This window comes from Pyrobaculum sp., from assembly GCF_049971835.1.
GTDB lineage: Archaea > Thermoproteota > Thermoprotei > Thermoproteales > Thermoproteaceae > Pyrobaculum.
Window position 1 is genome coordinate 1 of sequence record NZ_JBMFKV010000005.1, and the last position, 21,313, is coordinate 21,313.

Below are 21,313 nucleotides of genomic sequence, written 5' to 3' on the forward strand. Positions count from 1 at the left end.
GTTTGCAACTTGCGTGGTATTTGTCGGGGAATATGCCAAGGTGGCGTGACAACTCGTCGACTTACAATCTCGCATCTGCACAGGAATAGGAAGCCCCCAAAACTTTGGGTCGTATGTCAAGATTTATATAGAGATAAGGTAATTGGGTTGTGGATGTGGTCTATTACGTGGTTGGGTTTTCCCTGACTATAATTGGGATGGTGAGTGGGGCGTTGTACTGGCTTGGCGCCAAGTTTAAGGAAATTGAAAACAGGCTTAGAGATGTAGACAGCAGATTTGAGAGGCTAGAGCGGGAGATGCGGCTTGGTTTTGAAGATGTTAGTAAAAGAGATGCGGATCTAAAGGGATATATCGACCGGCGGATTGACCGTCTTCTCCAGGGCTTTGCCAGCTATCAAGAGTTTTTTGTGGAGTTCCTAGCCGCGGAGGGTGTGATTGATAAGAGGAGTGCAGACTTGGCGAGGGGGGAGCTTTGGCGGGTTGTGAAGCTGGTGGGGGCCAACCCGCTTACGAGGGAGGAGGTGGAGAGGCTGAAGGCCCTTATCGAGAAGGAGGAGCTTACATACGATGAGGCGGTGTGGCTTAGGGATGTGGCTAGGCGGCTGATTCTGGAGTACGGGACTCCAGAGACGTGGAAACTCCACATCTACGCCTCGATATGGGTGGCCCTCGCCAGGAGAAAGGAAGAGGAGAGGGGGCAAAAGTCTGTATCTGAATAGCATTTAGAGCCCCCGGGAGGGGATTAGGCGTCGCCATACCTGCTTATCCGATCCGCGTCATAGATTAAGTGAATATTTGAGGGTGGAGACTTCCCGCCTTTAGACTTCTCCGCTCCGCTTCTTCGTCTAGGGCTTGAGACGGATTGAGCGCCGCGGGACTAAGTGCAGGTATTTGCTTTCCCCGTGGGTGGAGAGCTACTTCCTCAACCCTCCGTTCATTATGGAGAAGTTTAGGTGAGGGTCCTTGGGGTCAGCTACTCGCCGCCTCTGCGGTCTCCTTTACCGCGTCCGTTTAGCCATGGCTCTGAGCAGAGAGTTTGTCCATGGGAATGGAGGGGTGCGGCGGGGGGCTTGTCTACGCAGTGTGTAGGTACTGCTGGTACTCCCACTCGGTTATTGTGTTCCATGTTTTTTCCCATGGGTGCTTCTCGGCGTAGGTCTGCCACTCGGCTTCTTTCAGCCGTATGTAGGCTTTTACAATTTCAGAGGGTAGTTCGCTGGCTATTTTACTTTCGGCGAAGTACTCGAGGGCCTCTCCTAGGTGGCGGGGGGTCTCCTTTACCCCCTCTAGTTCGTACGCCACCTCTGACACGGGGGGCGGCGGCTCGATCCTCTCCTCCAGGCCTTTCATCACGGCTAGTATAATCGCGGCGAACCCCAGGTATGGGTTCATGGAGGGGTCTGGGTGTCTGTACTCAAGTCTGTTTATCCTGCCGGCGTAGTAGGGGATCCTCACCATGACCGAGCGGTTGCCGAGGCCCCACACGACGCGGGTGGGGGCCTCGTGGTGTGGGACGAGGCGCTTGTAGGAGTTCACGGTGGGCGCCACCAAGGCGGATATGGATATGGCGTGCTCCAGCAGGCCTCCTACTGCGTATCTCAGCTCCGGCGTCGGCTCCTTGACGGAGGCCATTAGGTTGCGGCCGTCTCTCCACACAGATACGTGGGTGTGCGCCCCGCTGCCGTTCATCCCCCAGAAGGGCTTCGGCATGAAGGTCACCGTGTATCCGTGTCTAGCCGCCACCGACCGGGCCATCAGCTTGTATATCAGCATTGTGTCGGCTACCTTAACTGGGTTGCCGTACGGGATATTTACCTCGAATTGGGAGTGCGCCACCTCGTGGTGGGTCTTCGTGTCGCCGAGCCCAGCCGCGGCGAAGAACTCCATTATCTCCTCCACCACCTTCCGCGTGGGCGGGGGCAACACGTCGAAGTAGCCAGCCTCGTCGACGGGCTTCGGCGGGTTTCCACTTACAATAAAGTACTCAAGCTCTATGCCGATTTTAAACTGGTAGCCGCGGCGGCTGACGGCGTCAAGGACTTTCTGAAGCACGCTCCTCGGATCGAGCACCGACGGCTTGTCGCCGTCTAGCGTGTTGGTGAATACGTACGCCGTCTTGCCGCCGTTCCACGAATCGATGTAGACGGCGGAGGGGTCTGGCACCGCCACTAAGTCGCTTTTATTCACCGTAGTGTAGGCCGGTATTGAAGAGCCGTCGTACGGCACGCCGTCTATAAACGCGTCGCGTGCAATATCAATAGTCATTATATCAACTCTCGGCCTCCCGAATATATCCACAATTACAAAATTTACGTACTTCACCCCAGCTCCTTTCAAAACTCTCCACATGTCTAAACCCTCCACCGGCATAGCGCTATTACTTACCACCTTTATTAATCTTAATTCCACGTATATTTAGCACGCGTGATGTATATATAGGATAAAATATGACCCATATCCCCGGCGTCCACGTAAGACATACGAATAATCCATAGAGATATTGAGAAGCAATACATGTGCAGACCAGTATGATTGAGGCTCAGCACGCCGGCAACTTGCTGTGGAGTGACGGCGGCGGGTTACAACTGGAGGCGGTTAGGTAGTCGCGGCCACCGGCCCCGAGGTCGCCGGACGGCGGCGCCGTCAGCCGCCTCTCTGAGCAAGGCGGTTAGTAAACTCGCCGATCCCCCTTATCAGCCTCTTGATGTCCTCGGCGGCGGCCTCGTCGCTGGGGTATCTACTGAAGATACCCTCTCGATTGGGGCCGTTGTATTGATACTCGTGGAGGTTGAGGGCTATGTCTGTGTACATAAGAACCTCGTCGCCGTGCCTCCGCGCCAGTAGCTGGGCAACGAGCCTCACACGGGTGGAGGGCATGAAGGCTATTACCCAGTCGCCCTCGTTTATGGCTTTCCCGCCGCGCATCTTCTTTACCCCCCTAAAAGCCTCCCTCACAGCTTCCCCCTCCCTCAGCGCTAGAGCCGCCAGCACCGCCTTCCAAGCCTGCCAGGCCTTCCCCGCGGCGTTCCGAATAAGCCCCTCCGAGAGAAACCTCTCGGCGAGTTCCTTTTCGTACACCGCCTCGATAAGCCTCGCCTCTAGATAGCCTCTCTCATCTCTCCACGGCTTCGCCAACTCCCTCGACACAGCCCTATTTATGTGCGCTGATAAAAATTTTACAGCTGTTGGAGGATGGCGTAGATTGCCTCGTGGTCTCCGCTCCACAGCGGAGAGTCTCTCCTAACGGCGCACCTCAGCCGCCTCTCCCCCACACGGCTACACGTCATATAGCCACGCTCGGCTAGAGCTCTAAATATCTGTCCAACAACTATGGGTGACACGCGGGCCTCCCTAGCCACCTGCCCCGGGCGCAACGTTACCGTAACCCCCTGAGCTGTAGAGAAAATTTCGGCCAGTACATGGGCGAGCCGGCAGGTAACGCCGCACTGCGGGGGGAACCTCCTAAGCACTTTACAGTATCGTGGGTAGGAACAGGCTGAATATGCCGTTTATCAGCCATATTAGAAAGGCCAGGGCCGCGGCGCCGAGCCACCCAACGCCCTGGAGCTTTCTCAAGGCGTATAGCCACACCACCAAGGCGAGTAAGCCGCTTATCAAGGGTATCCTAAACACCGAGTGGAAAAACCAGTAGACTAGGGCCCCCACCAGCGCGGTCACGGCGGCGCCGGCGAGGCTCTCGTTCTTCTGCTTGCCGGGGTATATCTTGAGCGCAATCCAGACGGCGATTGTGGAAACAATCCACCCCACAACCAGCCCCGCGAGGCTCCCCACATGACTCATGTGACTCAATAACAATGCCTTTTATATACTTTACTTGTTAACAAACTTTTCTCAGATCGACGGCGTCCATGTCGTAGTAGTACCCCTCGACACTCGCCCCGATGTCTCTAAGCCTCTCGCAGGTTAACTTTACGTTCTCCGCCTCCACGGGCTCCGGCTCGCGGCGGCCCGCCCGCTTGAGTGCTTCGTCTATTTGTGCCTGTATGGGCGGCGGGGCGGCTCCCTCCATGCCGAGGGCCACGGCGCCGCATCGCCTGTGCCCAACTACATATATCATATCTACGCCCAGCTTCTCCACGGCGAATTTCAGAGAGTGGTAAACCAGCTCGTCCACCACGTTGCCAGCCACCCGCACGACGAACATCTCCCCAATCCCCGAGAGGGTGAGGAGCTCAGGCGAGAGGCGGGAGTCGCTACAAGTAAGCACGGCGCATTTAAGCCTCTGCGCCTTGGCGGTTTCTTTAATCTGCCTCAAAACCTCCGCAGCGGATAGACCCCCCACCCCAGCCCGCACCCTGGCAAATCCCTCAAGACACACATAAATTAGACAGGCGTGAGTTTTAATACTGACGGTTCTGCACTCAGCGAGGCCGAACACAGCAATTCCCATGAGCTACGGCCTCGCCCCCTTCGTAAAAGCTTGGCGTTAAATAAGACGTCCAGCTCGCTTTTCCTCTCACCCCATATCTACTCCAGGAGATAAGCATTTAGTTCCTATTAATATCCTTAACAAGTCGACAAGGTTTTGAAACTAAAAAGTTATATATGGCTGTAAGATGAGTAGGTTATGTCGGTGGCGGGGGGCTTCTCGACGCTGGATCGGTTGCGTGACTTCTTCTACGGGTTGCTCGAAGTGAGGGATAGGCTTAGGGAGAGGGGGGTGACGTGGCCGAGGCCTCTGGAGGGGGTCCAAACCGGCACTGTGAGGGTTAAGGTGGGGTTTCCCGCGATGTTGAAGAGGGGGGTTATCATGGACGTGACGAACGTGGAGCAGGCGGAGGTGGCGGAGGACGCGGGGGCCGTTGGCGTTATGGTGCTTGACAAGCTTCCCTACGACGTGAGGAGGGCCGGGGGCGTGGCGAGGATGGCCGACTTGAAGGTGATTGAGGAGGTGATGGCGCACATTACAATTCCAGTGTCTGCTAAGGTTAGGATTGGCCACTACTACGAGGCTGTGCTTCTGGAGGCTATCGGCGTAGATTTGATAGACGAGTCGGAGGTGCTCACGCCTGTGGACGAGCAGCACCACATCAACAAGTGGCTCTTCACAGTGCCTTTTGTAAACGGGTGTAGAGAGCTGTGCGAGGCGTTGAGGAGGATTTCGGAGGGGGCCTCCATGATTAGGTCGAAGGGCGAGGCGGGCACTGGCAACGTGGCGGAGGCGGTGAAGCACTTCAAAGCCCTTTACAGCGCCGTGGAGGAGCTCTCGGCGGCTTATAGATCTGGCGACGAGGAGAGGCTTAGAGACTACGCGAGGAGGTGCCAGGTGCCTATTGAGCTAGTGGCCCTCACGGCGAGGATGGGCCGCCTCCCCGTCGTCACCTTCGCCGCTGGGGGCATAGCTACGCCGGCGGACGCCGCCTTGATGATGTGGCTGGGAGCAGACGGGGTATTCGTCGGTAGCGGCATTTTCAAGTCCCAGGACCCGAGGCAGAGGGCGGAGGCCATTGTTTTGGCCACTGCGCACTGGGACGACCCAGAGACTGTGGTGGAGGCGCAGAAGATGGTTAGTGAGAAATCCGCGATGCTGGGTATAGATGTAAGAACCCTAAAGCCTGAGGAGCTTCTGCAGACGAGGGGGGTATGAAGGTGGGGGTCGTAGCTCTGCAGGGCGACGTGGAGGAGCACGCCGAGGCTTTTAGAAAAGCCGCGGCGGAGCTGGGGATCGCGGTTGAGGTCGTCGAGGTGAAGAAGCCGCGGCAACTAGAGGACGTCAAGGCCCTGGCGCTCACGGGGGGCGAATCCACCACCATTGGGATTCTGGCGAAGAGGGCGGGTTTAATAGAGCCGCTTAGGAAGGCGGTGGAGGGGGGCCTGCCGACGCTTGGGACATGCGCTGGCGCCGTCTTGCTGGCTAAGGAGGTGAGAGACGCCGTGGTGGGCGAGACGGGGCAGCCTACCATCGGCGTGATGGACATCGCCGTTGTTAGAAATGCGTTTGGCAGACAGAGGGAGTCCTTCGAGGCGGAGCTCGAGGTGGAGGGTTTTGGGAAAATCCGCGCCGTGTTTATAAGGGCGCCCGCTGTGGTGAAGGCGTGGGGCTCGGCGAAGCCTCTCGCACCTGTGAGGCACGCAAGCCTCGGCCTTATCTACACGGCGGCGGTGGAGGGCAATATATTGGCCACGGCGTTCCACCCCGAGCTCACCACCACCGCCTTCCACAGGAGGGTGCTGGAGATGGCCCTGGGGAGGGCTTAGCGGGTTTTTCCAGAGGCCAGCCTGTCCTTGGCGAGCAACCCCGCCATAACTGCGAGCAACCCGGCTCCGATAACCAGCTCGTAGGTGGCGTAGTACGCGGCGAGGTTTATAACGCGCATCGCCGCCGTCCCTATTAAAAAGCCGAGCGTCGTAGATGTGTAAAAGCCCACGACGCCGCTGATGACCAGCAGGGTGGAGTAGGACCAGAAGGCCAGTTCTGGAGTTACGTGGCCGGTGAGATACGCCAGTAGGCAACCCGAGGCGCTACCAGGCATAGCCGAGATCACCGTTACCCTGGTGACAACGCCCTCCGGCGCCACCCCCATGGAGGGGAGGCGCTACTCGTTCTCCCTTATCCTCACGGCGCTCCAGTACAGAGCCATCTCGACGTAGAAATATCTCAGGGCCGCCGCGGCGGCGAGCGATAAGGCGAAGAGCCCGTCTAGGCCGAGCCTCGCCCCCAGGATGGTGTAGATCGGGAGGGAGACGCCGCCTGAGCCCCCGGTTAAGTTGTAGAACTTAACCAACGCCCCGTACAGGACCATGGCGAGGGATAGGTTGAGCAGGGCGTAGAAAATCCCCCTAAATCCACCGGTGAGGGCCCCCGCGCCCAGCCCCACGGCGGCTCCCAAGGCGATGGAGAGGGGGAGCGTCACCGCCAGTTCCTTGATCCCGGCGTATTTATAGAGGAGCGCCGCCGTGTATGCGCCCACGGCTATGTACATCCCGTAGCCGAAGTTCATAAGCCCGGCGTCTAGCAACGTCACCACCCCCAGCACGGCGAGGCTGGCCGCGGCGATGTAGGCCGCCTCGTATCTGATGTAGTAGTTGGGGGTGAGGAGGTACGCCAGCGCCAGCGCCGCGGCTACCGCCAGGGCTCTATACCCGCCTCTCATGTCTAGTAAAGAGCCCCGACGGCTTTAGGAGGAGGACCGCTATCACCGCGATGTATATCACCAAGAACTCGAGCTCTGGGAAGTAGAACACCGCCAGCGTCCTCAACGTGCTTATTAACAACGCCGCCACCACCGCCCCCGTCACGTTCCCCAGGCCCGCCACGGTCACCACGGCGAAGGCGTATACGAGGAGCACCCCGGCGAGGTCGATGGTGAAGTTCTGCCAGAGGGACGAAAACGCTCCCCCAAGAAGCGCCGTCAAGATCCCCAGGGCCACTGCAACAGTGTAGACCAGCCTGGTGTTTACCCCCAGAACCGCCGCCATCTTCAGGCGATCCATAGCCGAGAGGTGTCTACGCATCTGTATACATAAAGTATTTATTTGCGTACACGGTCTGTAGACGTGCAGGTTGTGTTGAGTATACGAATTCCCAAGGAATTGAAGGAGAGGATGGAGAGGTATAAAATTGACTGGAAGAGAGTCATTACAGAGGCCATCGAGGAGAAGCTTAGACAGCTTGAGGCGGAGGAGGCCCTTAGAGAGCTGGAGAGGCTGAACGAGGGCATCCCGCCGGCGCCGGCGCCCAGCTGGAGGCTGATTAGAGAGGATCGTGATAGTGGTTGACTCCAGCGTTTTCGCCAGCGTCGTGGTAAAAGACGAGTTTTACGATCGTTGCAGATCCTACGTGGCTCGGGGCGACAAGGCCACGGTAGACATCGCATATGCCGAGGTGGCTAACGTGGTGTGGAAACACGTGAAGATAGGGCGCATACCGCCGGGAGAGGCGGCTTACCGGGTCCGCCTCGCCAACAAGATCATATCATCCGCCAGAGTCTACAGAAGCGTAGATCTCTTAGAAGAGGCTGTCGAGACCGCGGTTACACACGGCGTGGCTGTCTACGACGCCCTGTATCTGACACTAGCCGTGAAGCTAGGCGCCAAGCTCGCCACCACGGACAGGTGGCTGGCGGAGAGACTCGGCGCGCAGGCTAGAAGCTATATTGAACTGCTGTAAAAACTTAGGCTACTCCACAGTTTTTGCCTGTTGCATTACCCACATCATTGGGCAGTAGCCGCCGCACATCGTGCAGGCGTTTGTCTTGGGGGTGCCGTACTGTGTGTATACCCGCCACGCCGCCTCTGGATCTATCAACCGCGATATCATTTCCCGCCACTGGAGCTTCCCCCGGTAGGTGCTGACCTCCCGGTCCCACCTGGAGGCCCTCTTCCCGAGCTTGACGATGTCCCCTATGTGGGCCGCCACTCTGTAGGCCTTTACCCCCTCCTCCACCTGCTCGACGGTGGGCAGGGCGAGGTGCTCCGCCGGCGTGATGTAGCACAGCAGATCCGCGCCCGCGGCCGCCGCCAGCGCCGCCCCCACGGCGGAGGCTATGTGGTCGTAGGGAGCCGCCACGTCTGTGGGGAGCGGGCCAAGCACGTAGTAGGGCACGCCGCCCGTCAGCCTCTTCTCCAGCTTTATACTCCAGATAATGTCGTTCAGCGGCACGTGGCCGGGGCCCTCTATCATCACCTGGACGCCCTTCTTAACCGCCCTCTTAGCCAGCCGCGCCGCCTCCACCAGCTCCGCCACGTGGAACTCGTCGTGGGCGTCAGCTATGGCGCCGGGCCTCAGGGCGTCGCCGATGGAAATCACGGCGTCGTACTGGGCGAAGAGCTCCAGGAGGTAGTCCCAGTTCTTGAGGTAGGGGTTCTCCGACTTGTTGTGAAGCATCCAGCCGATAACCATGTCGCCTCCTCTCGACACAACGGGGATAACCCTCTCGCTCCGGAGAACCTTCAACGCCAAGTCCCTCGTCACCGCTGCGTGGATTGTCATAAACGCCACGCCGTCTTTTAAATGCTTCTCCACAGTCTTCAACAAATCCTCCTCGGTGAAGTAGGCGCCGCCCCTCTTCTTCGTGAAAGACTCTATAAACACTTGGTAGATCGGCACGGTGCCCACCGGCAGTTTAGACGCCCTTAGAACCTCCCTCCTAATGTAGTCCAGGTCGCCCCCCACGCTCAGATCCATGAGGGTGTCCCCCCAGCGGTTAGCCACCTCCACCTTCTTCAACTCCGCGTCGAGATCCACAACCTCGCTAGAAGTCCCCAGATTAACATTAACCTTAGTGGCAAGCCCGGCCCCAATCGCCACGAGTTTCTCAGAGGGGTGAAACACGTTCCTAATTAAAACCGCCCTCCCCTCCGCTATCCTCCTTCTTAACTTCTCCGGCGCAACCCCCTCCACCTTTGCATACGCCCTAATTTCGTCGGTGACCCGGCCCTGGCGAGCCTCCTCCATCACTGTCCTTGCCATAAATTACTGATTAATTCCAAATTAAAATATTATTGCAGACGCCACGTGCGGCGTCGCTGGCCGTGGCTCTCTACGACAGGTTAGCGGCGGCTGGAGGAAGAGGTCGCCCAGTGATCTGCGGATGTGGCGACGGCCGGGGGTCTGAATGGGCGCCGATCGCCGCCAGCGCTTGGCCTAGAAGGGGCCGTGCTACTTTGCTCTAGGGGGAATTCTATGCACGCCTGCATTATCGAAGTCGCCGTCGTTGGATAGTATGGTGTCTATGCCGTAGATCTGCATAGTGGCGAGGTGGATCCTGTCTTCAAAGTCTCTTGGCTTAGCCAGACTCCTGGCTCTGTTTAAAACCTCTGCGTCAAGCGGTAGCAACGTTGTTAAATCTCTTACCGCCTCTACGACCTCTTCGTTTCGCGTTAATACGTAGAGTAGCCAGGCGGTAAGAGCCGAGGTGGCAAGCCTCCCCGCGTAGTTTTTAATCAGCTCACGAGAGCCCTCTCCGTATTTTGGATGAGCTGTAAAAAAATAATAAAGAACATTTACATCAATGTAAATCCATTTGCGAGACATCTTTCAAAGCCTCCTCTATCTCCTCCAGAGTTTGATACCTAGGCGGGCCAAACTTCCCGTAGTACTTATCCACGTCGTCTAGAGGTTCTAGCAAAATACCCTGTTCTACAATCTTCACTCTAAAACGCCTAACTCCAAACCGCCTTCTAATTTTGGCGGGCAGATAAATTTTCCCAGAACCGTCAACTTCCACAATTTCCATAAGTTTATCATATTTGCCAATTTATATATTTTTTGGAAAAGAATTGATGTGACCAAAAGGTCTCTGCCACACGCTCCCCTTCTACTCTTCAGGCGTCCGGGGGCACATGGCCCGTGCGGGATCGGCTAGGGTCAGAGATCTCTTCGATAAATTAGAGACATCTCTAGGTAGCAGGGCAAAGCTACCGAGTCTTCTTCGAGATATCCATCAGCCTTTTTAACGCTATGAGGATCACAGCTCCTTATAGGCAATGAGGGTGTGCCACGTCTCTATATACGATATAACGAGTTGGAGGGAGGGGGAGATTGTACGGCGTCTGGGATGAGGGTAGGGTTGGGATTTTTGTGTTGTGTGACTGCCCAGTGTCTGTAGATCAAGCTTAGAGCATCCCACCGGCTTCAAGCCGTGATATATTTGCCGCCGCTCCGCATAGGGCCGTGTGGAGACACCTAAGTGCAAGCCTAAGGCGGGAGGAGCTACTCTGGGAGACAGAGCCCGCTTAAGGGGGCGCAAGCCCTCTAGACGGGGATCCGCGCACACAAGTTCCCGCGCCTTCGGAGCGCCCGGAGAGCAGAAAGGGGCATTACTTATGTCGGACTCCTGCAATTGTCAGAGATTTGACCTTGTGAGATGCGTAAAGTAGGCCTTTACGGGGGACAGGGGGCGTGGGCCGCGGCTAGACGTAAAGCATGTAGTACTCGGTTTTCTCCAGCCTGCCAGTGGTGGGATCTACACGCAGTCCCAGGGTCTCCAGCGTGTCCACCCCTACTACGGGCACCGCGCCTTGAAAGGCCAAGACTCTGACGGGGCCGCGCCTCCCCTCGATCTCCACCTCCGCCACGTAGACCCTCGCCGCCACCCTACGGCCGTCTCCCAGCTTAAGCTCCACGGTGAAGGGAGTCTCTATAAGTTTCTCAGCCACCTCTAGCGGAAGCACGGTGAAGGTGGCGCCCGTGTCTACTAGGATTTCGTCAAAAACCACCTCACCCCTTCCCCTGAACACAGCTCTAGTAAATACATGGCCCATGGATAGTTCTGGGGATCTAAATAAAAACTAGACGCCTCAACGTCAGCTACGCCCCGTGCCGCTCTCCTGGCTCTCCTTGCCGTATAGCTTGTATGCCCTCAGCATCCAGGTGTAGAGAAACAGCTTGTAGGCCACCTCGGAGCCGTCCTCGTACCACCAGCGCTTGGCTATCTCGGCGACTCTCTCCAGCTCCTCGACGCTGATCTTATCTACGTCGCCCTTGGCGAAGACCTGCCGGATGTACTCAACCTCCTCCTTCGAGATGGGGTTGGCCTTTATGGCCAGCGAGAGTCTAGAAATCTCGCTGACTAGAAATGAGGCCTCCCGCGGGCTGATCAAGCCCTTGACGCCGAGGAACTCCACAACGGCGGAGTTCATAGCCACCACCGCCGATCTAATGGAGTCGGCAAACGCAACAAATTTCTTATCCATCTCGGCAAATCTAGCATCCACGGCTTCAAACCTCTTCTCAATGCTCTCAAACCGCTTGTTGATCTCCTCAAACCTTCTATCTATCTCTCTGAACCTCATCTCAATCTCTCTAAACCTCATTTCTATTTCCTGGAATTTTTTCCCCAGCCAGTAGAGAGCGCCGCCGAGCATACCTACGACAGTCACAGCAAGTCCGATGATAGACAGCACTACATCGCTCACCACAGATCAATACGGATCTCCTATATTAATCTTTTTAAAACCTCAGAGCGCGGGTAGGCAATTCGGCGGTGTGGTGAACTAGAACTTAGAGCGGCCACCGGTAGAGGCTCGGCTAGGCGCCTATATGAGGCAGTTATCTATATATCGGGTGCCTGTACTTCAACTAGCCAGTAGCAGTGGCAGTAACACCCCCGCAGAGCTTTACGTGTGGAACAAGTGGTTCTACTAACGTCGATAAATGACCACCGCCTAATTAAGAGATGTGGATAAAGACGCTCCACACATTGAATTATGTTTAAAAGAGGTGGGGCATACCCGTGGTTCCAATCTGGGTTGAAGTGTTGAAGAAGATCTACCCCGCCTTGGCTAAGTATTACAACGCAGTGGTTGGAGGTTCTCAAGTTTTCTACATAACTCTCGGCCTGGCGCTCCCCTCGAAAGACATCGACATATTCATAGAGGAATTTAACCCGGTGTTTCTATCCCGCGTAATTGCAGAGGCGCTTGGCCTCGGCGAGGAGAGGTATGAAGTCTTTAGAAGAGGCGATAACGTAATCTTCCATTTCTTCGCCCCGGTAGAGGCGGGCGTCGTCTCTATAGGAGTTACGTCGAGGACCCACCTCGGCAAGATATCAGAAACACCTCTCTTTAACGAGGTGGTGTTAGTGAAGCGCGACTGCGTCGAGTACTGGACGCTTAGCCTAGAGGCCTACGCGGTACTCCAAGCCACCAGGCCAGACGGCCCTAGGGACGTAGACGTGGCTAGATTCAGGCTGGTAAGAGATAGAGTCGACTGGGAAAGGGCCAGGCGGATCGCTTCGGGGCTGGGAGTTAGAGATAAATTTGAAGCCTTTTACAGACTTGTATATGTATGACTTAATTGTAAAATACGTCGAGACGGGGGACCCCGCATTTCTCGAAAAGGCCGCGGGGGAGGCTCTGCGGAGCGGCGCCTTTCTAGAACACGTACTCGACCTAATCCTCATAACGCCTGTCGAAAAGCTTCCACCCTCCGCCCGGAGGCTGGCGGCTGGCGTTAAACACCTCGTGTCTACAGCCAACTGTAGCTCCCTACCCCAGCGGCTGGCGGTGCCTTGCGAAATCGCTAAGAGAAGGCTAGACTTTATAAAAGTGGAGGGAGAGAAGGTGCCGGAGGTCGAGGCGCTGGGCGCGGATAGGGTAATCTACGCCTTCTGCAAGGCCACCGGCACCATAGTAGAGTAAATCGCCATCTACTTTAGACACGACGTTGCTTAGACTTCGCGTTTGGGGCCTTTAGAGTGTATATCACACCGCGCTTGTAAAGTCCCTAGTTAGAGTGAGGCGTCAGTGACTCGTCACATTAGCTCTGTAAATGCGGTTGCGTGATGTGTTCTAAACATTGTGCTGACTTCTTAGCCGGCGGGGGGGGGGTGCGGATGTTTAGAGGTTGTTAATATAGATATACGGTCTTGGAGAAATCTCATTAAACTCGCCGTAAAGTGTAAACCACAGATGAGAAGATATGCTAGCTCTTAGTCAAACTCGAGAATGGAGAGACTGCATTTAAAGAACTTAGAAGGTTAGTGGAGGGCGCCGCGGGTTTCTGATGTGGGCGACTTGGGAATTCCATGGCTACAGTTGACCACCACGGCGGAGAGCGCCCCTGCCTTGGTGACGTCGTCGGGAACCGCCAAGAATACCCGCTCCGTGGGGAGGGTGAGGTCCTCCATGAGGTATATGGCGCATCCCCTCTCTGAGTACCTCCTCAACCGCTCCGCCAGTCGGCGCCGGCCTTGGGGATCTGGGGGCGTTACGATGACGAGCGCCCTGTCTCCACATTCCGCAATTTCCTGGGGCTCGGAGGCGTGTTGTGAAATTAGCACTACATGCGCCGCGTCGAGACCCGCCCTGGCCAGGGCCACGTTTAGGAAAGAGACGCCGCTGACCACCTCGTAGGGGACTCCCAAGCTTCTTATTCTCCTCATAAGCTCCCAGTCGGAAACAGCGGGGTCGCCGTGTACAGCGATGCACACATCTCTGCCTAGGGAGGCCTCGGCCAGCCTCCTCAGCTCAGCCTCTTGGTTTTGATAGGTGAGATACACGACCTCCTTCCCATCGAGAGGCAACCGCTCGACCACACTCCGCCACCCCGCCACCACGGCGCACCTCTCCAAAGTCCTCAGCGCCTTCAGGGTTATGTACTCCGGATCGCCGGGCCCCACCCCTACGACGTATAGCATCACCGCCCCGCGCCCCCGGCCTTCGTTACTCTCATATACTCCTCCTCCACCAGCCGGAGGACGTCTAGCCCGCGCCTCTCGGCCCTCCAGAGGGCGTACCCCATGGCGACCCCCTCCTTCACGTAGCCGGCCTCGTACGCCCTCAGCCCCTCGAATCTCGACGCGGCGAAGGAGGCGTTGGAATACACCACGCGGCTTACCCCCACCTCTTTCATAAGTCCCATAAAGTCGGCGCTTCTATCCTCCACTATCCACCGCGTGGTGGCCACCGTAAGCCGGCCGGGGTCGCCGCCCAGCGCCTTGTAGAGCGCCGCGGCGGCCGCCATCTGGGTCCCCCCGGCGAGGATTACCTCGGCGCCCTCCTCCACAGCGCCCAGCGCTATGGCTGCCACCGAGATGTGGACGGGGTCGCCCACCTCGGCCGCCGCGGTCACGGCGTCGGCGGGTATTTTAAGGCGGGACACCGCCTCTTTTACAATAGCAATTTTCAACTCCTTGGGGTTGTGGGGCGAGGCGCTACTCGTCCTACCCCAGGCGTCGTATCCGAGAGCCACCAGCTGGGCCATGGCCGTGGTGGTGCCCCCCGGAATAGACTCGCCAATTGCCAGCCTGAGGGGGGCTAGACCTCTGCCGAGGGTCCGCCCCCTCTCCACAAGCCTCTCTACCGCCTCCCGCGGCAGAGCCCCCCGCTTAATGTCGCCGCCGTGGATCCCTCCCAAATGCACCACCGGGATTTTGGGAGGATATTTACAACCTGCGTCTACCACTAACTTAGGCAACCCCTTGGCCAGCGCCCGCGTGACCAGCGCCGGCGTGGGTATGCCGGTAGGCGTGACGGGGATGACGTCTAGGGTGAGGGGCCTCCCCGTTACTAAATACTCCACGTCTAGCGTTGGGGTGTAGAGCGTAGCCTCGGGCGTAGGCCCCGCTATGGAGACGCCGGGGATCGTCGAGACATCGGTGGTGCCCACCACGACGAGCAGGAGCTCGTCCACAGCGCCTAGATCCCACTCATTTAAAAATATTGGCACTTTATCCATATTATAAGCATTATCACGGCTGACCACGCCGCCGCGGCTAAAGCCGTAGCGGCCAGTCCCCTGCGGACTGCCCCCTCGTCCGGTAGACTACCGCCGCCTAGGCTGTAGGCGCCCGGCTTCTCCAGCATCACCCCCAGGGCCGCGGCCATGGCGGCGATGGGCCACCCAGCATTTATGCTCGGAACAGCCCTCCTCTGTGAGAGCCACTGGGCGTTCCTAAAGCCGCCGACGGCCAAGATTAGGAGAGCCGCTACCCTCGCTGGGATGTAGTTCATTGCCGTGTCTAGATAGGCGGATGGGGCGCCCAGCCTCCCCCTCTCGGGGAAGCCTACGAGGCCGTCTAGGGTATTTACTAGGCGCTGGAGCCACGCCCCCGGTAGCCCAAGGATGGCGTACCAAAACAGGGGGGATATGAAGGAGTCCACCAGCGACTCCGCCGCGGTCTCTATACATGCAGAGTTTACATGACCCCTGCTGGCGTTGGACAAATCCCTCCTGACGAACTCCTGGACGACTCTTGGGAAGTCGGGCTTGGAGAGGCGCCAGAGGCATGGGTAGATGATGTGGGTTATGGAGAACGTAAGCTTCAGCATGTACCCCTCTATGAGAACAGCGGCGAGACCCCCGACGTGTTTGTTGACAAGCCACATAAATACGGCTACCGCCGCCGCAACGGCCGGCGCAGTCGAGGCTATGAGGACGCCCCGCCGCAGACCCCCATCCCGGGCTAGAGGCGCAACGAGGCGGTAGTAGAGGGAAACCGGGTGGATCTGCGGGGGGATCAGCCTGCTCACCAAGTGGCCGCGCCACCACCTAGGCACGTCGAGGATTTCCAGCAACAAGGCTACCAACAGGGGCTCTATCACGGGTATAGATACGCCACCCTGGATATCTCCAGGAGAAAGCCGAAGATGTCGCCGTTCGCCCCGCCGAGGTGTCTATAGGCCGCGGCGTATAGAAGCAGAGCCGCGGCGGTGGCAACTGCGAATGCCCGGGGGTTCAGCCAGGCGGCGAGGGCTAGCGCGGGTAGCGCCGCGGGCCACTGCCGCCTGGCGTGGGTTATGAACTCCGCCCCGAGCCCTGGCTTAAACGGCTTGGAGAAGGCTGCGGCTACTACGGTCAGCGCCTTGGAGTAGGAATCCGCCAGTATGTAGTCCCACCAGCCGTCTACATGCGCCGAGGCGCCCAGCAAGACCGCCGCCGACACGGCAAAAACGGCGGCGGCGCCTCTGTGGGGGTCCTCCAACACGGCGCGCGCCCTTCCGCGGTCCCTCACCATCAAGGCGTCTGCAACGTCTGCGAGGCCGTCTACGTGGTTCAGCCCCGTCGCCGCCAACAAGGCGATGTAGGCAACCCTCCCGTCGCCCGTGAGGTAGAACGCAAAGGCCCCCGCGCCGCCCACCACAGCCGCCCCTAGATAGGGCAGAGCCCAGAGGCAGGAGAAGCCGAGGCCCCGCCCGCCGAGGGGGAGTATTGTAAAGAAGCTGAGCAGATCTCTAACGCACATGGCGGCAGACGGCGTGTACCAACACGTTGTTTTCAGCGGGCGTTCTTAGAGAGAAGCGGAAGCCCCTCACCCCCTTGTCCCAGAGAGGCCTCACCTTGACGCCGGGAGGGGGGTCGGAGAACACTATGTGGAAGTGCACCCAGCTCGGGGCCACCGGGGCGCACCTCCTCAGCTTGTTCACCACCCTAGGCTTCTCCTCGGCTATGTACTCCAGCGTCTTTTCTCTATGCCTACGCAGAGCCTCTGGGCCCAGCCTCCAGAGGGCGTAGTCAGCAAAGCTGTTTATCCGCCAGGGCGGGGGACGGGACGGCTTAAACAACAGCGCCCCCACCCTCAGCCCCGGCGCCGCTAGGAATTTGCCGTATGACTTAACCACGGCGACGTCAGGCGCGGCGGACTCGCCTCTGGCGAAGTCGATAAACGACTCGTCTACAAGGAGGCGCGCCCCCCTCGCCTCCAGCCTCCTGGCCGTGTCCACCACCCAGTCCCGCGGGAGGTAGGCGCCGGTTGGGTTGTTGGGGTTGCAGAGTATCACCACATCGCCGCCCCCCGCCGACTTGAGGCCCCAGGGCGGCACCTGGCGGAGGGGCACCCCCAGCAACTCTGCAACTCTTTGGTAGTCGCCGTATGTGGGCCAGACCGTGAGCACCCTCCTAGGCCTCAGCTCCAGCAGGGCGTAGAGAAGCGCCTCGGTAGCCCCGTTGAAGAGGGTCACAGGGAGCCCCTCGTACTGCGACAGGACCTCCTCGGCGAGGTGGGCCGGGAACCTCCGGTGGACACCCCTCTCCACCGCTTCCCTCAGCGCCTCCCAAAACCCCGCAGGCGGCCCTAGGGGGTTTGAGTTGTCTGAGAAGTCCAGAGGCGCCTCCTCAGCCCATGTGGAGCCGCCGTGCACGTCAAGCGGTTTGTCTCTATTTTTATCTATTGGACCTTTCTCCCTATTATGAACATTTCAGCAGTGATTATGGCCGGTGGGATGGGGAGACGCTTCGGAAACCCCCAGAAGTGTCTGGCGCCCATCTGCGGCGTCCCCCTGTTATTCCGAGTGGCGGGGGCGCTGGCGCAGATCGCCGACAGAATATACGTCGCCACGACGCCGAACCACAGCGAGGTTATAGAAGCGGCTGTGAGATGGGGGCTTCAGGTAATCGCCACCCCGGGGCTCGGCTACGAGAGGGACATCCTCCACGTTGTCCAGCTAGCCCCCGTGGTGGTCGCAGCGTGCGACATCGCCAATCTGAGCCCCGCCCACGTCGAGGCACTCCTGCAGGAAAAGATATTCACCACGGCGCTGTCGCGGGGGGAGCCCGTAGGCCTGTCCTACATACCCAACACAGACTTGGAGAGGTGGACCTCCGTGGAGATCGGCCGCCTTGTTGATGTGGACACCGCCGAGGACTTGGCCAGGGCTGAGGAGCTGTGTCCAGCGGCCTACCCCCTATACGTCGACCCAGAGCGGCTGAAGCCGCATGAGGATGTGCTCGAGGAGAGGGATTACGAAGTCGTTAGGCCCATCGCCGTGGACTACCGATCTGGCGTGATACTGGACGGCCACCACCGCCACCGCTTTCTAAAGAGGGCCCGCCTCCCGGCCCCCGTCATGCTCTTCGACTACGCGGTCGTTGACGTAAATGTGGACAAGGGTGAGGTGTTGGACAGAGCGGCTAGGGGCGTGGTGTACCCGCCCAAGTCCACCTGGCACACGTACCGTGGGAGGCATATCTCGGAAATACCCACCATTGAGGTGCCGGTGGCCGAGCTCCGCAGGCGGGCGGCGCAAATTACGTAATGTTATTTTATCTACGGATCGGGGCATTTCTGTGTTGCTGGTGTATACGGGGGGCGGAAAGGGCAAGACCACGGCTGCGCTTGGGACGTTGCTGAGGGCCTGGGGCCACGGCATGAGGGTTCTCGCGGCTTTTGTTATGAAGACTCCCTACTACATGGGGGAGGAGGTGGGGGAGTACAAGGCTTTGCGGAGGCTGGGCGTGGACGTGGCGTACCTCAGCGACTTCGGATCGCCCCTCGCCTTGGTGGAGAGCGTGCTTGAAGTGGCCGACAGCTACGACTTGGTCATACTAGACGAGTTTAACTACGCCGTGAGGCAGGGCTTCATAGAGCCTAGCTACGTCAAGAAGCTGGCAACGCTTAAGCCACACATCGTCATAACCGGGAACTACCTCTGGCCCGAGGCTGAGGAGGCCGCCGACTTGATATCCACGATTCAGCCCACAAAGCACTACTACAACCGCCGGGTAGCCGTAAAGGGGCTGGACTGGTAGTTCAAAGACATATATACCACACCTGCGTCATAGACGTGGAGTTGTATGTGAGGAACTGGCGGTGTATAGAAGAGGCGAGGCTCGACCTAAGGCCCATTACCATCTTCATTGGGAAAAACGCCAGCGGGAAGTCTAGCCTGGCATATGCCGCTTACTTCCTTGCCAAGATATCAGAGTGGAGAGACGTTAACAAGGTGGCGCGGCGGCTCTACGGCGCTCCATTCAAAGAATTGGTAAGGCAGGTATCAGGTGAGAAGTTTTACCCTGTCGAGATAGTGGTCGGCGAGTCGAGATTTGTAGCCACAGTAGACGGCGTTAAGATGCCGCAGAGGAGCCCCTGGAGCCGCGCCTACCTGCTACCCTCGCAGAGAATAGCATTGATAAAGAGTTTATACTTTCTCACAAAAATAGTAAGTAGGCGCGTATTAACGGCGCATAGAGTTGGTAGTGCGAGTCGTCAGATCATGGCGCTGATTCTTCTTGAAAATTATCGAGATTTATTAGCTGGGATACCGCCCACCTACTTTTTCATTGAGGATTTCTTTAGCCTCTACGGCGTCGGTACATCTCCCCATCACTACGACTTGGGAAGAGAGGCGGGGGTACTAACTGAAAACATATCGCTTCTATTCCCCCTTCTTGCAGACCTTAAATATCGGGATCCTTTTGTAGAGCATAGGTTGCCAATAGAGCGGGCTCCTGACGGCGCAGTAGATTTGTCACTTGTTAAAATGTATATAGAAAAGGCGCGGAGAGACAGCCTTCTAGTTATCGAGGAGCCTGAGGCCCACAAAAACCCCCTCCTCCTAATAGAGATGGTAAAAGATCTAGAAAAGGCCGTAGAGAAGAGAATAACTCTAGTCATAACTACACATAGCGACGTCATTCTAAACGCCATCGCTAAGGAGGTCGAAACAAGTAGGCTCAGTACAGGTGATGTAGCTCTCTACTATCTGGAAAGGAGCCAAGAGGCGCCATGGACAAGAGTTAAGAAAATTGAAGTTTATGAAGATGGGACTTTTGAAGAATTGCCAGGCGCCCTGGAGGTAGTGTCACAGATATTCTAAATGTTTCACCTGGTTCTAGACCACTCGGCGCTTGTCCCCTGCGGAGACAAGCCTAGGGAGGAGAAACGGGCCATAGAGCTGATAGGGAACAAGCTACCATCCCTCGAGTCCACGTGGTTTGTTTCCGCGAAGTATCTCAAGACGTTGAGAACAAAAGTCATACCTCTGCTCCGTAGTCATCGCCACCCTCTACCCAAGCTCCAATCATCACTCGTGAGGACTATAGACGTTATTCTAAACATCGCGCGGGCAAAATCGTGGATATGTAGAGACATGCCGTTGACGAGTGGGGTTGGGTTAAAACTGCACATACTGGCTAGAAGCGCCGCCAGTATAATCGGCGAAGATAATAGGACGTTGACAGAGATTACTAGAGGGGTAACTGGCGACGATTTGGAGATTTTTTCAATAGCTCTCAAAGCCTCTAGATACGGAGAAGTTATTGTGGTAACCGCAGACACTGCTACAAATCCTCGAATCTCTGGCCCAGCGGAATAAAAGAATCATACCTATGAAACCTTCGTCTTTTATGTCGCTTATCTGCCAAAATTGTTCTAAGTGAAGCGCGGGGTTAATACTCGACTAGTTGCCCCAGTTCTATTTCCAGCGGGCCAGTCTTCGCTATTAGCTTGTCGCCTCTCCGTATCTTCACGCGATCTTTCTCCACCTCCTCCTCTGGGAAGAGGGGTTTGTAGAAGGCAGGATCTGCCTGTATCCTCTCCCACCGGGGCTTGTAGACGCCGTCTCTCGTCACTTTGATCAAGTCGCCGTATTCGGTGATGATAACCACGTCGCCGTTGGGCATCTTTATTGAAACCGCCTTCTCCCCCGCGTCCTCGAGGATGTTCCTCGCGAGGAGAATTCTAAACTTCACGCCTCTCCTCCTTTCCACATTTAAATACCTTCACGGCGGCGCCGTCGAACTTCTCCGTGGGGCCTAGTTGCACGACCTCTACACAGTAGCCCGCAAGGGCGTAGAGACCAGCGACGTAGGTACGGCCCACGTTGTGCTCACCGACGTGGCCCAGGGCCTCCGTGACGTCTAGGTGGACATTGCCGAGGTAGACGCCGCCGTGGGGCCAGAGGCGTATGTGAAACCTCACAAAAATCCACACGACGTCCCTCGCCGCCGTGTATATCGGCTCCCTCCCCTCAAGCTCCGCTCTGTGCTCAAACACGCCTTCTACCCAGCCGTCTCTCTGCAGAACCGCCTTCACCTCCTCGAGGGGGATTTCAAACACGACGTTGACCGGGTCTGCGACCTCGCCTTTTATAACGTCCCGTATCTTAACAGACCTGGGTATATCCATGCTCT

General features: G+C 57.6%; 30 protein-coding genes. 11 read left to right on the top strand and 19 right to left on the bottom strand.

Translation table 11 applies throughout. The features are described from left to right. Positions 1 to 149 precede the first annotated feature (149 nt). The gene (locus tag ACP5J3_RS01020; protein ID WP_428493940.1) at positions 150 to 719 is read left to right on the top strand and encodes a hypothetical protein; all 570 of its coding nucleotides are present in this window, start codon (positions 150 to 152) and stop codon (positions 717 to 719) included. Between the two features lie 355 nt (positions 720 to 1,074). Here ACP5J3_RS01020 and ACP5J3_RS01025 read toward each other — a convergent pair whose 3' ends face one another. The 4 genes from ACP5J3_RS01025 to ACP5J3_RS01040 all read right to left on the bottom strand — a co-directional run bounded on the left by ACP5J3_RS01025 (position 1,075) and on the right by ACP5J3_RS01040 (position 4,339). Then, the gene (locus ACP5J3_RS01025) at positions 1,075 to 2,370 is read right to left on the bottom strand and encodes a glutamine synthetase family protein (RefSeq protein ID WP_428493941.1); all 1,296 of its coding nucleotides are present in this window, start codon (positions 2,368 to 2,370) and stop codon (positions 1,075 to 1,077) included. 273 nt (positions 2,371 to 2,643) lie between these two features. Then, positions 2,644 to 3,147: a PaREP1 family protein gene (locus ACP5J3_RS01030; protein ID WP_428493942.1), complete on the bottom strand. Its 504-nt coding sequence runs from the start codon at positions 3,145 to 3,147 to the stop codon at positions 2,644 to 2,646. Positions 3,148 to 3,471: 324 nt separating this feature from the next. After that, positions 3,472 to 3,801 carry a hypothetical protein gene (locus tag ACP5J3_RS01035; RefSeq protein ID WP_428493944.1) on the bottom strand — a complete coding sequence of 110 codons (330 nt, stop codon included), beginning with the start codon at positions 3,799 to 3,801 and terminating at the stop codon, positions 3,472 to 3,474. 37 nt (positions 3,802 to 3,838) lie between these two features. Continuing rightward, complete coding sequence (locus ACP5J3_RS01040; RefSeq protein WP_428493945.1) at positions 3,839 to 4,339, bottom strand: carbonic anhydrase; 501 nt, start codon at positions 4,337 to 4,339, stop codon at positions 3,839 to 3,841. A 249-nt stretch (positions 4,340 to 4,588) separates the two neighbouring features. On the opposite strand from ACP5J3_RS01040, the gene pdxS reads away from it, so the two are divergent. Together pdxS and pdxT are read left to right on the top strand one after the other, a co-directional pair. Further along, entirely contained in the window at positions 4,589 to 5,608 is a 1,020-nt protein-coding gene (gene pdxS / locus ACP5J3_RS01045; protein ID WP_428493946.1) for a pyridoxal 5'-phosphate synthase lyase subunit PdxS, read from the top strand. Beyond that, complete coding sequence (gene pdxT, locus ACP5J3_RS01050) at positions 5,605 to 6,219, top strand: pyridoxal 5'-phosphate synthase glutaminase subunit PdxT (RefSeq protein ID WP_428493947.1); 615 nt, start codon at positions 5,605 to 5,607, stop codon at positions 6,217 to 6,219. The genes pdxS and pdxT overlap by 4 nt, the downstream gene beginning before the upstream one ends. On the opposite strand, the gene ACP5J3_RS01055 is transcribed toward pdxT, so the two are convergent. Genes ACP5J3_RS01055 through ACP5J3_RS01065 form a run of 3 tightly spaced genes read right to left on the bottom strand, consistent with a single transcriptional unit; the run spans position 6,216 to position 7,455 of the window. Continuing rightward, complete coding sequence (locus ACP5J3_RS01055) at positions 6,216 to 6,545, bottom strand: hypothetical protein (protein WP_428493948.1); 330 nt, start codon at positions 6,543 to 6,545, stop codon at positions 6,216 to 6,218. The genes pdxT and ACP5J3_RS01055 overlap by 4 nt on opposite strands. 12 nt (positions 6,546 to 6,557) lie before the next feature. Then, positions 6,558 to 7,115: a hypothetical protein gene (locus ACP5J3_RS01060; RefSeq protein ID WP_428493950.1), complete on the bottom strand. Its 558-nt coding sequence runs from the start codon at positions 7,113 to 7,115 to the stop codon at positions 6,558 to 6,560. After that, complete coding sequence (locus tag ACP5J3_RS01065; protein ID WP_428493951.1) at positions 7,099 to 7,455, bottom strand: ABC transporter permease subunit; 357 nt, start codon at positions 7,453 to 7,455, stop codon at positions 7,099 to 7,101. The genes ACP5J3_RS01060 and ACP5J3_RS01065 overlap by 17 nt, the downstream gene beginning before the upstream one ends. 63 nt (positions 7,456 to 7,518) lie before the next feature. Between ACP5J3_RS01065 and ACP5J3_RS01070 the strand changes: the two genes are divergently transcribed. After that, entirely contained in the window at positions 7,519 to 7,740 is a 222-nt protein-coding gene (locus ACP5J3_RS01070; protein WP_428493952.1) for a hypothetical protein, read from the top strand. Then, complete coding sequence (locus ACP5J3_RS01075) at positions 7,727 to 8,131, top strand: type II toxin-antitoxin system VapC family toxin (protein ID WP_428493953.1); 405 nt, start codon at positions 7,727 to 7,729, stop codon at positions 8,129 to 8,131. The genes ACP5J3_RS01070 and ACP5J3_RS01075 overlap by 14 nt, the downstream gene beginning before the upstream one ends. A 9-nt stretch (positions 8,132 to 8,140) precedes the next feature. On the opposite strand, the gene thiC is transcribed toward ACP5J3_RS01075, so the two are convergent. The 5 genes from thiC to ACP5J3_RS01100 all read right to left on the bottom strand — a co-directional run bounded on the left by thiC (position 8,141) and on the right by ACP5J3_RS01100 (position 11,883). Then, positions 8,141 to 9,433, bottom strand: a complete 1,293-nt coding sequence (thiC, locus tag ACP5J3_RS01080; RefSeq protein ID WP_428493954.1) for a phosphomethylpyrimidine synthase ThiC — start codon at positions 9,431 to 9,433, stop codon at positions 8,141 to 8,143. Between the two features lie 189 nt (positions 9,434 to 9,622). Beyond that, the gene (locus ACP5J3_RS01085) at positions 9,623 to 9,997 is read right to left on the bottom strand and encodes a type II toxin-antitoxin system VapC family toxin (RefSeq protein ID WP_014288951.1); all 375 of its coding nucleotides are present in this window, start codon (positions 9,995 to 9,997) and stop codon (positions 9,623 to 9,625) included. Then, entirely contained in the window at positions 9,972 to 10,199 is a 228-nt protein-coding gene (locus ACP5J3_RS01090; protein ID WP_428493956.1) for an AbrB family transcriptional regulator, read from the bottom strand. Before ACP5J3_RS01090 ends, ACP5J3_RS01085 begins: the two co-directional genes overlap by 26 nt. 676 nt (positions 10,200 to 10,875) lie before the next feature. Continuing rightward, positions 10,876 to 11,226, bottom strand: coding sequence for an aspartyl protease family protein (locus ACP5J3_RS01095; protein WP_428493958.1), 351 nt, complete (start codon positions 11,224 to 11,226; stop codon positions 10,876 to 10,878). Between the two features lie 42 nt (positions 11,227 to 11,268). Beyond that, complete coding sequence (locus ACP5J3_RS01100) at positions 11,269 to 11,883, bottom strand: hypothetical protein (RefSeq protein WP_428493959.1); 615 nt, start codon at positions 11,881 to 11,883, stop codon at positions 11,269 to 11,271. Positions 11,884 to 12,197: 314 nt separating this feature from the next. Between ACP5J3_RS01100 and ACP5J3_RS01105 the strand changes: the two genes are divergently transcribed. Continuing rightward, positions 12,198 to 12,755, top strand: a complete 558-nt coding sequence (locus ACP5J3_RS01105; RefSeq protein ID WP_428493961.1) for a hypothetical protein — start codon at positions 12,198 to 12,200, stop codon at positions 12,753 to 12,755. After that, complete coding sequence (locus ACP5J3_RS01110) at positions 12,748 to 13,104, top strand: hypothetical protein (RefSeq protein ID WP_428493962.1); 357 nt, start codon at positions 12,748 to 12,750, stop codon at positions 13,102 to 13,104. Before ACP5J3_RS01105 ends, ACP5J3_RS01110 begins: the two co-directional genes overlap by 8 nt. 338 nt (positions 13,105 to 13,442) lie before the next feature. Here ACP5J3_RS01110 and cbiE read toward each other — a convergent pair whose 3' ends face one another. Genes cbiE through ACP5J3_RS01135 form a run of 5 tightly spaced genes read right to left on the bottom strand, consistent with a single transcriptional unit; the run spans position 13,443 to position 17,544 of the window. Continuing rightward, the gene (gene cbiE, locus ACP5J3_RS01115; RefSeq protein ID WP_428493963.1) at positions 13,443 to 14,102 is read right to left on the bottom strand and encodes a precorrin-6y C5,15-methyltransferase (decarboxylating) subunit CbiE; all 660 of its coding nucleotides are present in this window, start codon (positions 14,100 to 14,102) and stop codon (positions 13,443 to 13,445) included. Next, positions 14,102 to 15,097 (bottom strand): nicotinate mononucleotide-dependent phosphoribosyltransferase CobT, encoded by a 996-nt coding sequence (gene cobT, locus ACP5J3_RS01120; protein ID WP_428493964.1) that lies wholly within the window; start codon positions 15,095 to 15,097, stop codon positions 14,102 to 14,104. Before cobT ends, cbiE begins: the two co-directional genes overlap by 1 nt. A 20-nt stretch (positions 15,098 to 15,117) precedes the next feature. Beyond that, entirely contained in the window at positions 15,118 to 16,008 is an 891-nt protein-coding gene (locus ACP5J3_RS01125) for a CobD/CbiB family cobalamin biosynthesis protein (protein ID WP_428493965.1), read from the bottom strand. Next, positions 16,005 to 16,649, bottom strand: coding sequence for an adenosylcobinamide-GDP ribazoletransferase (locus tag ACP5J3_RS01130; protein ID WP_428493966.1), 645 nt, complete (start codon positions 16,647 to 16,649; stop codon positions 16,005 to 16,007). The genes ACP5J3_RS01125 and ACP5J3_RS01130 overlap by 4 nt, the downstream gene beginning before the upstream one ends. Continuing rightward, complete coding sequence (locus ACP5J3_RS01135; RefSeq protein ID WP_428493967.1) at positions 16,639 to 17,544, bottom strand: aminotransferase class I/II-fold pyridoxal phosphate-dependent enzyme; 906 nt, start codon at positions 17,542 to 17,544, stop codon at positions 16,639 to 16,641. Before ACP5J3_RS01135 ends, ACP5J3_RS01130 begins: the two co-directional genes overlap by 11 nt. A gap of 48 nt (positions 17,545 to 17,592) precedes the next feature. On the opposite strand from ACP5J3_RS01135, the gene ACP5J3_RS01140 reads away from it, so the two are divergent. Genes ACP5J3_RS01140 through ACP5J3_RS01155 form a run of 4 tightly spaced genes read left to right on the top strand, consistent with a single transcriptional unit; the run spans position 17,593 to position 20,496 of the window. After that, positions 17,593 to 18,438: an NTP transferase domain-containing protein gene (locus ACP5J3_RS01140; protein WP_428493969.1), complete on the top strand. Its 846-nt coding sequence runs from the start codon at positions 17,593 to 17,595 to the stop codon at positions 18,436 to 18,438. Between the two features lie 31 nt (positions 18,439 to 18,469). Beyond that, positions 18,470 to 18,931 (top strand): cob(I)yrinic acid a,c-diamide adenosyltransferase, encoded by a 462-nt coding sequence (locus tag ACP5J3_RS01145; RefSeq protein ID WP_428493970.1) that lies wholly within the window; start codon positions 18,470 to 18,472, stop codon positions 18,929 to 18,931. A gap of 35 nt (positions 18,932 to 18,966) precedes the next feature. Further along, on the top strand, positions 18,967 to 19,998 hold the full coding sequence (locus ACP5J3_RS01150; protein ID WP_428493971.1) for an AAA family ATPase: 1,032 nt from the start codon (positions 18,967 to 18,969) through the stop codon (positions 19,996 to 19,998). Beyond that, a complete protein-coding gene (locus ACP5J3_RS01155; RefSeq protein WP_428493972.1) occupies positions 19,999 to 20,496 on the top strand; it encodes a hypothetical protein in 498 nt (165 codons plus the stop codon). A gap of 73 nt (positions 20,497 to 20,569) precedes the next feature. Here ACP5J3_RS01155 and ACP5J3_RS01160 read toward each other — a convergent pair whose 3' ends face one another. Together ACP5J3_RS01160 and ACP5J3_RS01165 are read right to left on the bottom strand one after the other, a co-directional pair. Next, positions 20,570 to 20,872: a hypothetical protein gene (locus ACP5J3_RS01160; RefSeq protein WP_428493973.1), complete on the bottom strand. Its 303-nt coding sequence runs from the start codon at positions 20,870 to 20,872 to the stop codon at positions 20,570 to 20,572. Further along, positions 20,862 to 21,308: a hypothetical protein gene (locus tag ACP5J3_RS01165; protein WP_428493974.1), complete on the bottom strand. Its 447-nt coding sequence runs from the start codon at positions 21,306 to 21,308 to the stop codon at positions 20,862 to 20,864. The genes ACP5J3_RS01160 and ACP5J3_RS01165 overlap by 11 nt, the downstream gene beginning before the upstream one ends. Positions 21,309 to 21,313 lie beyond the last annotated feature (5 nt).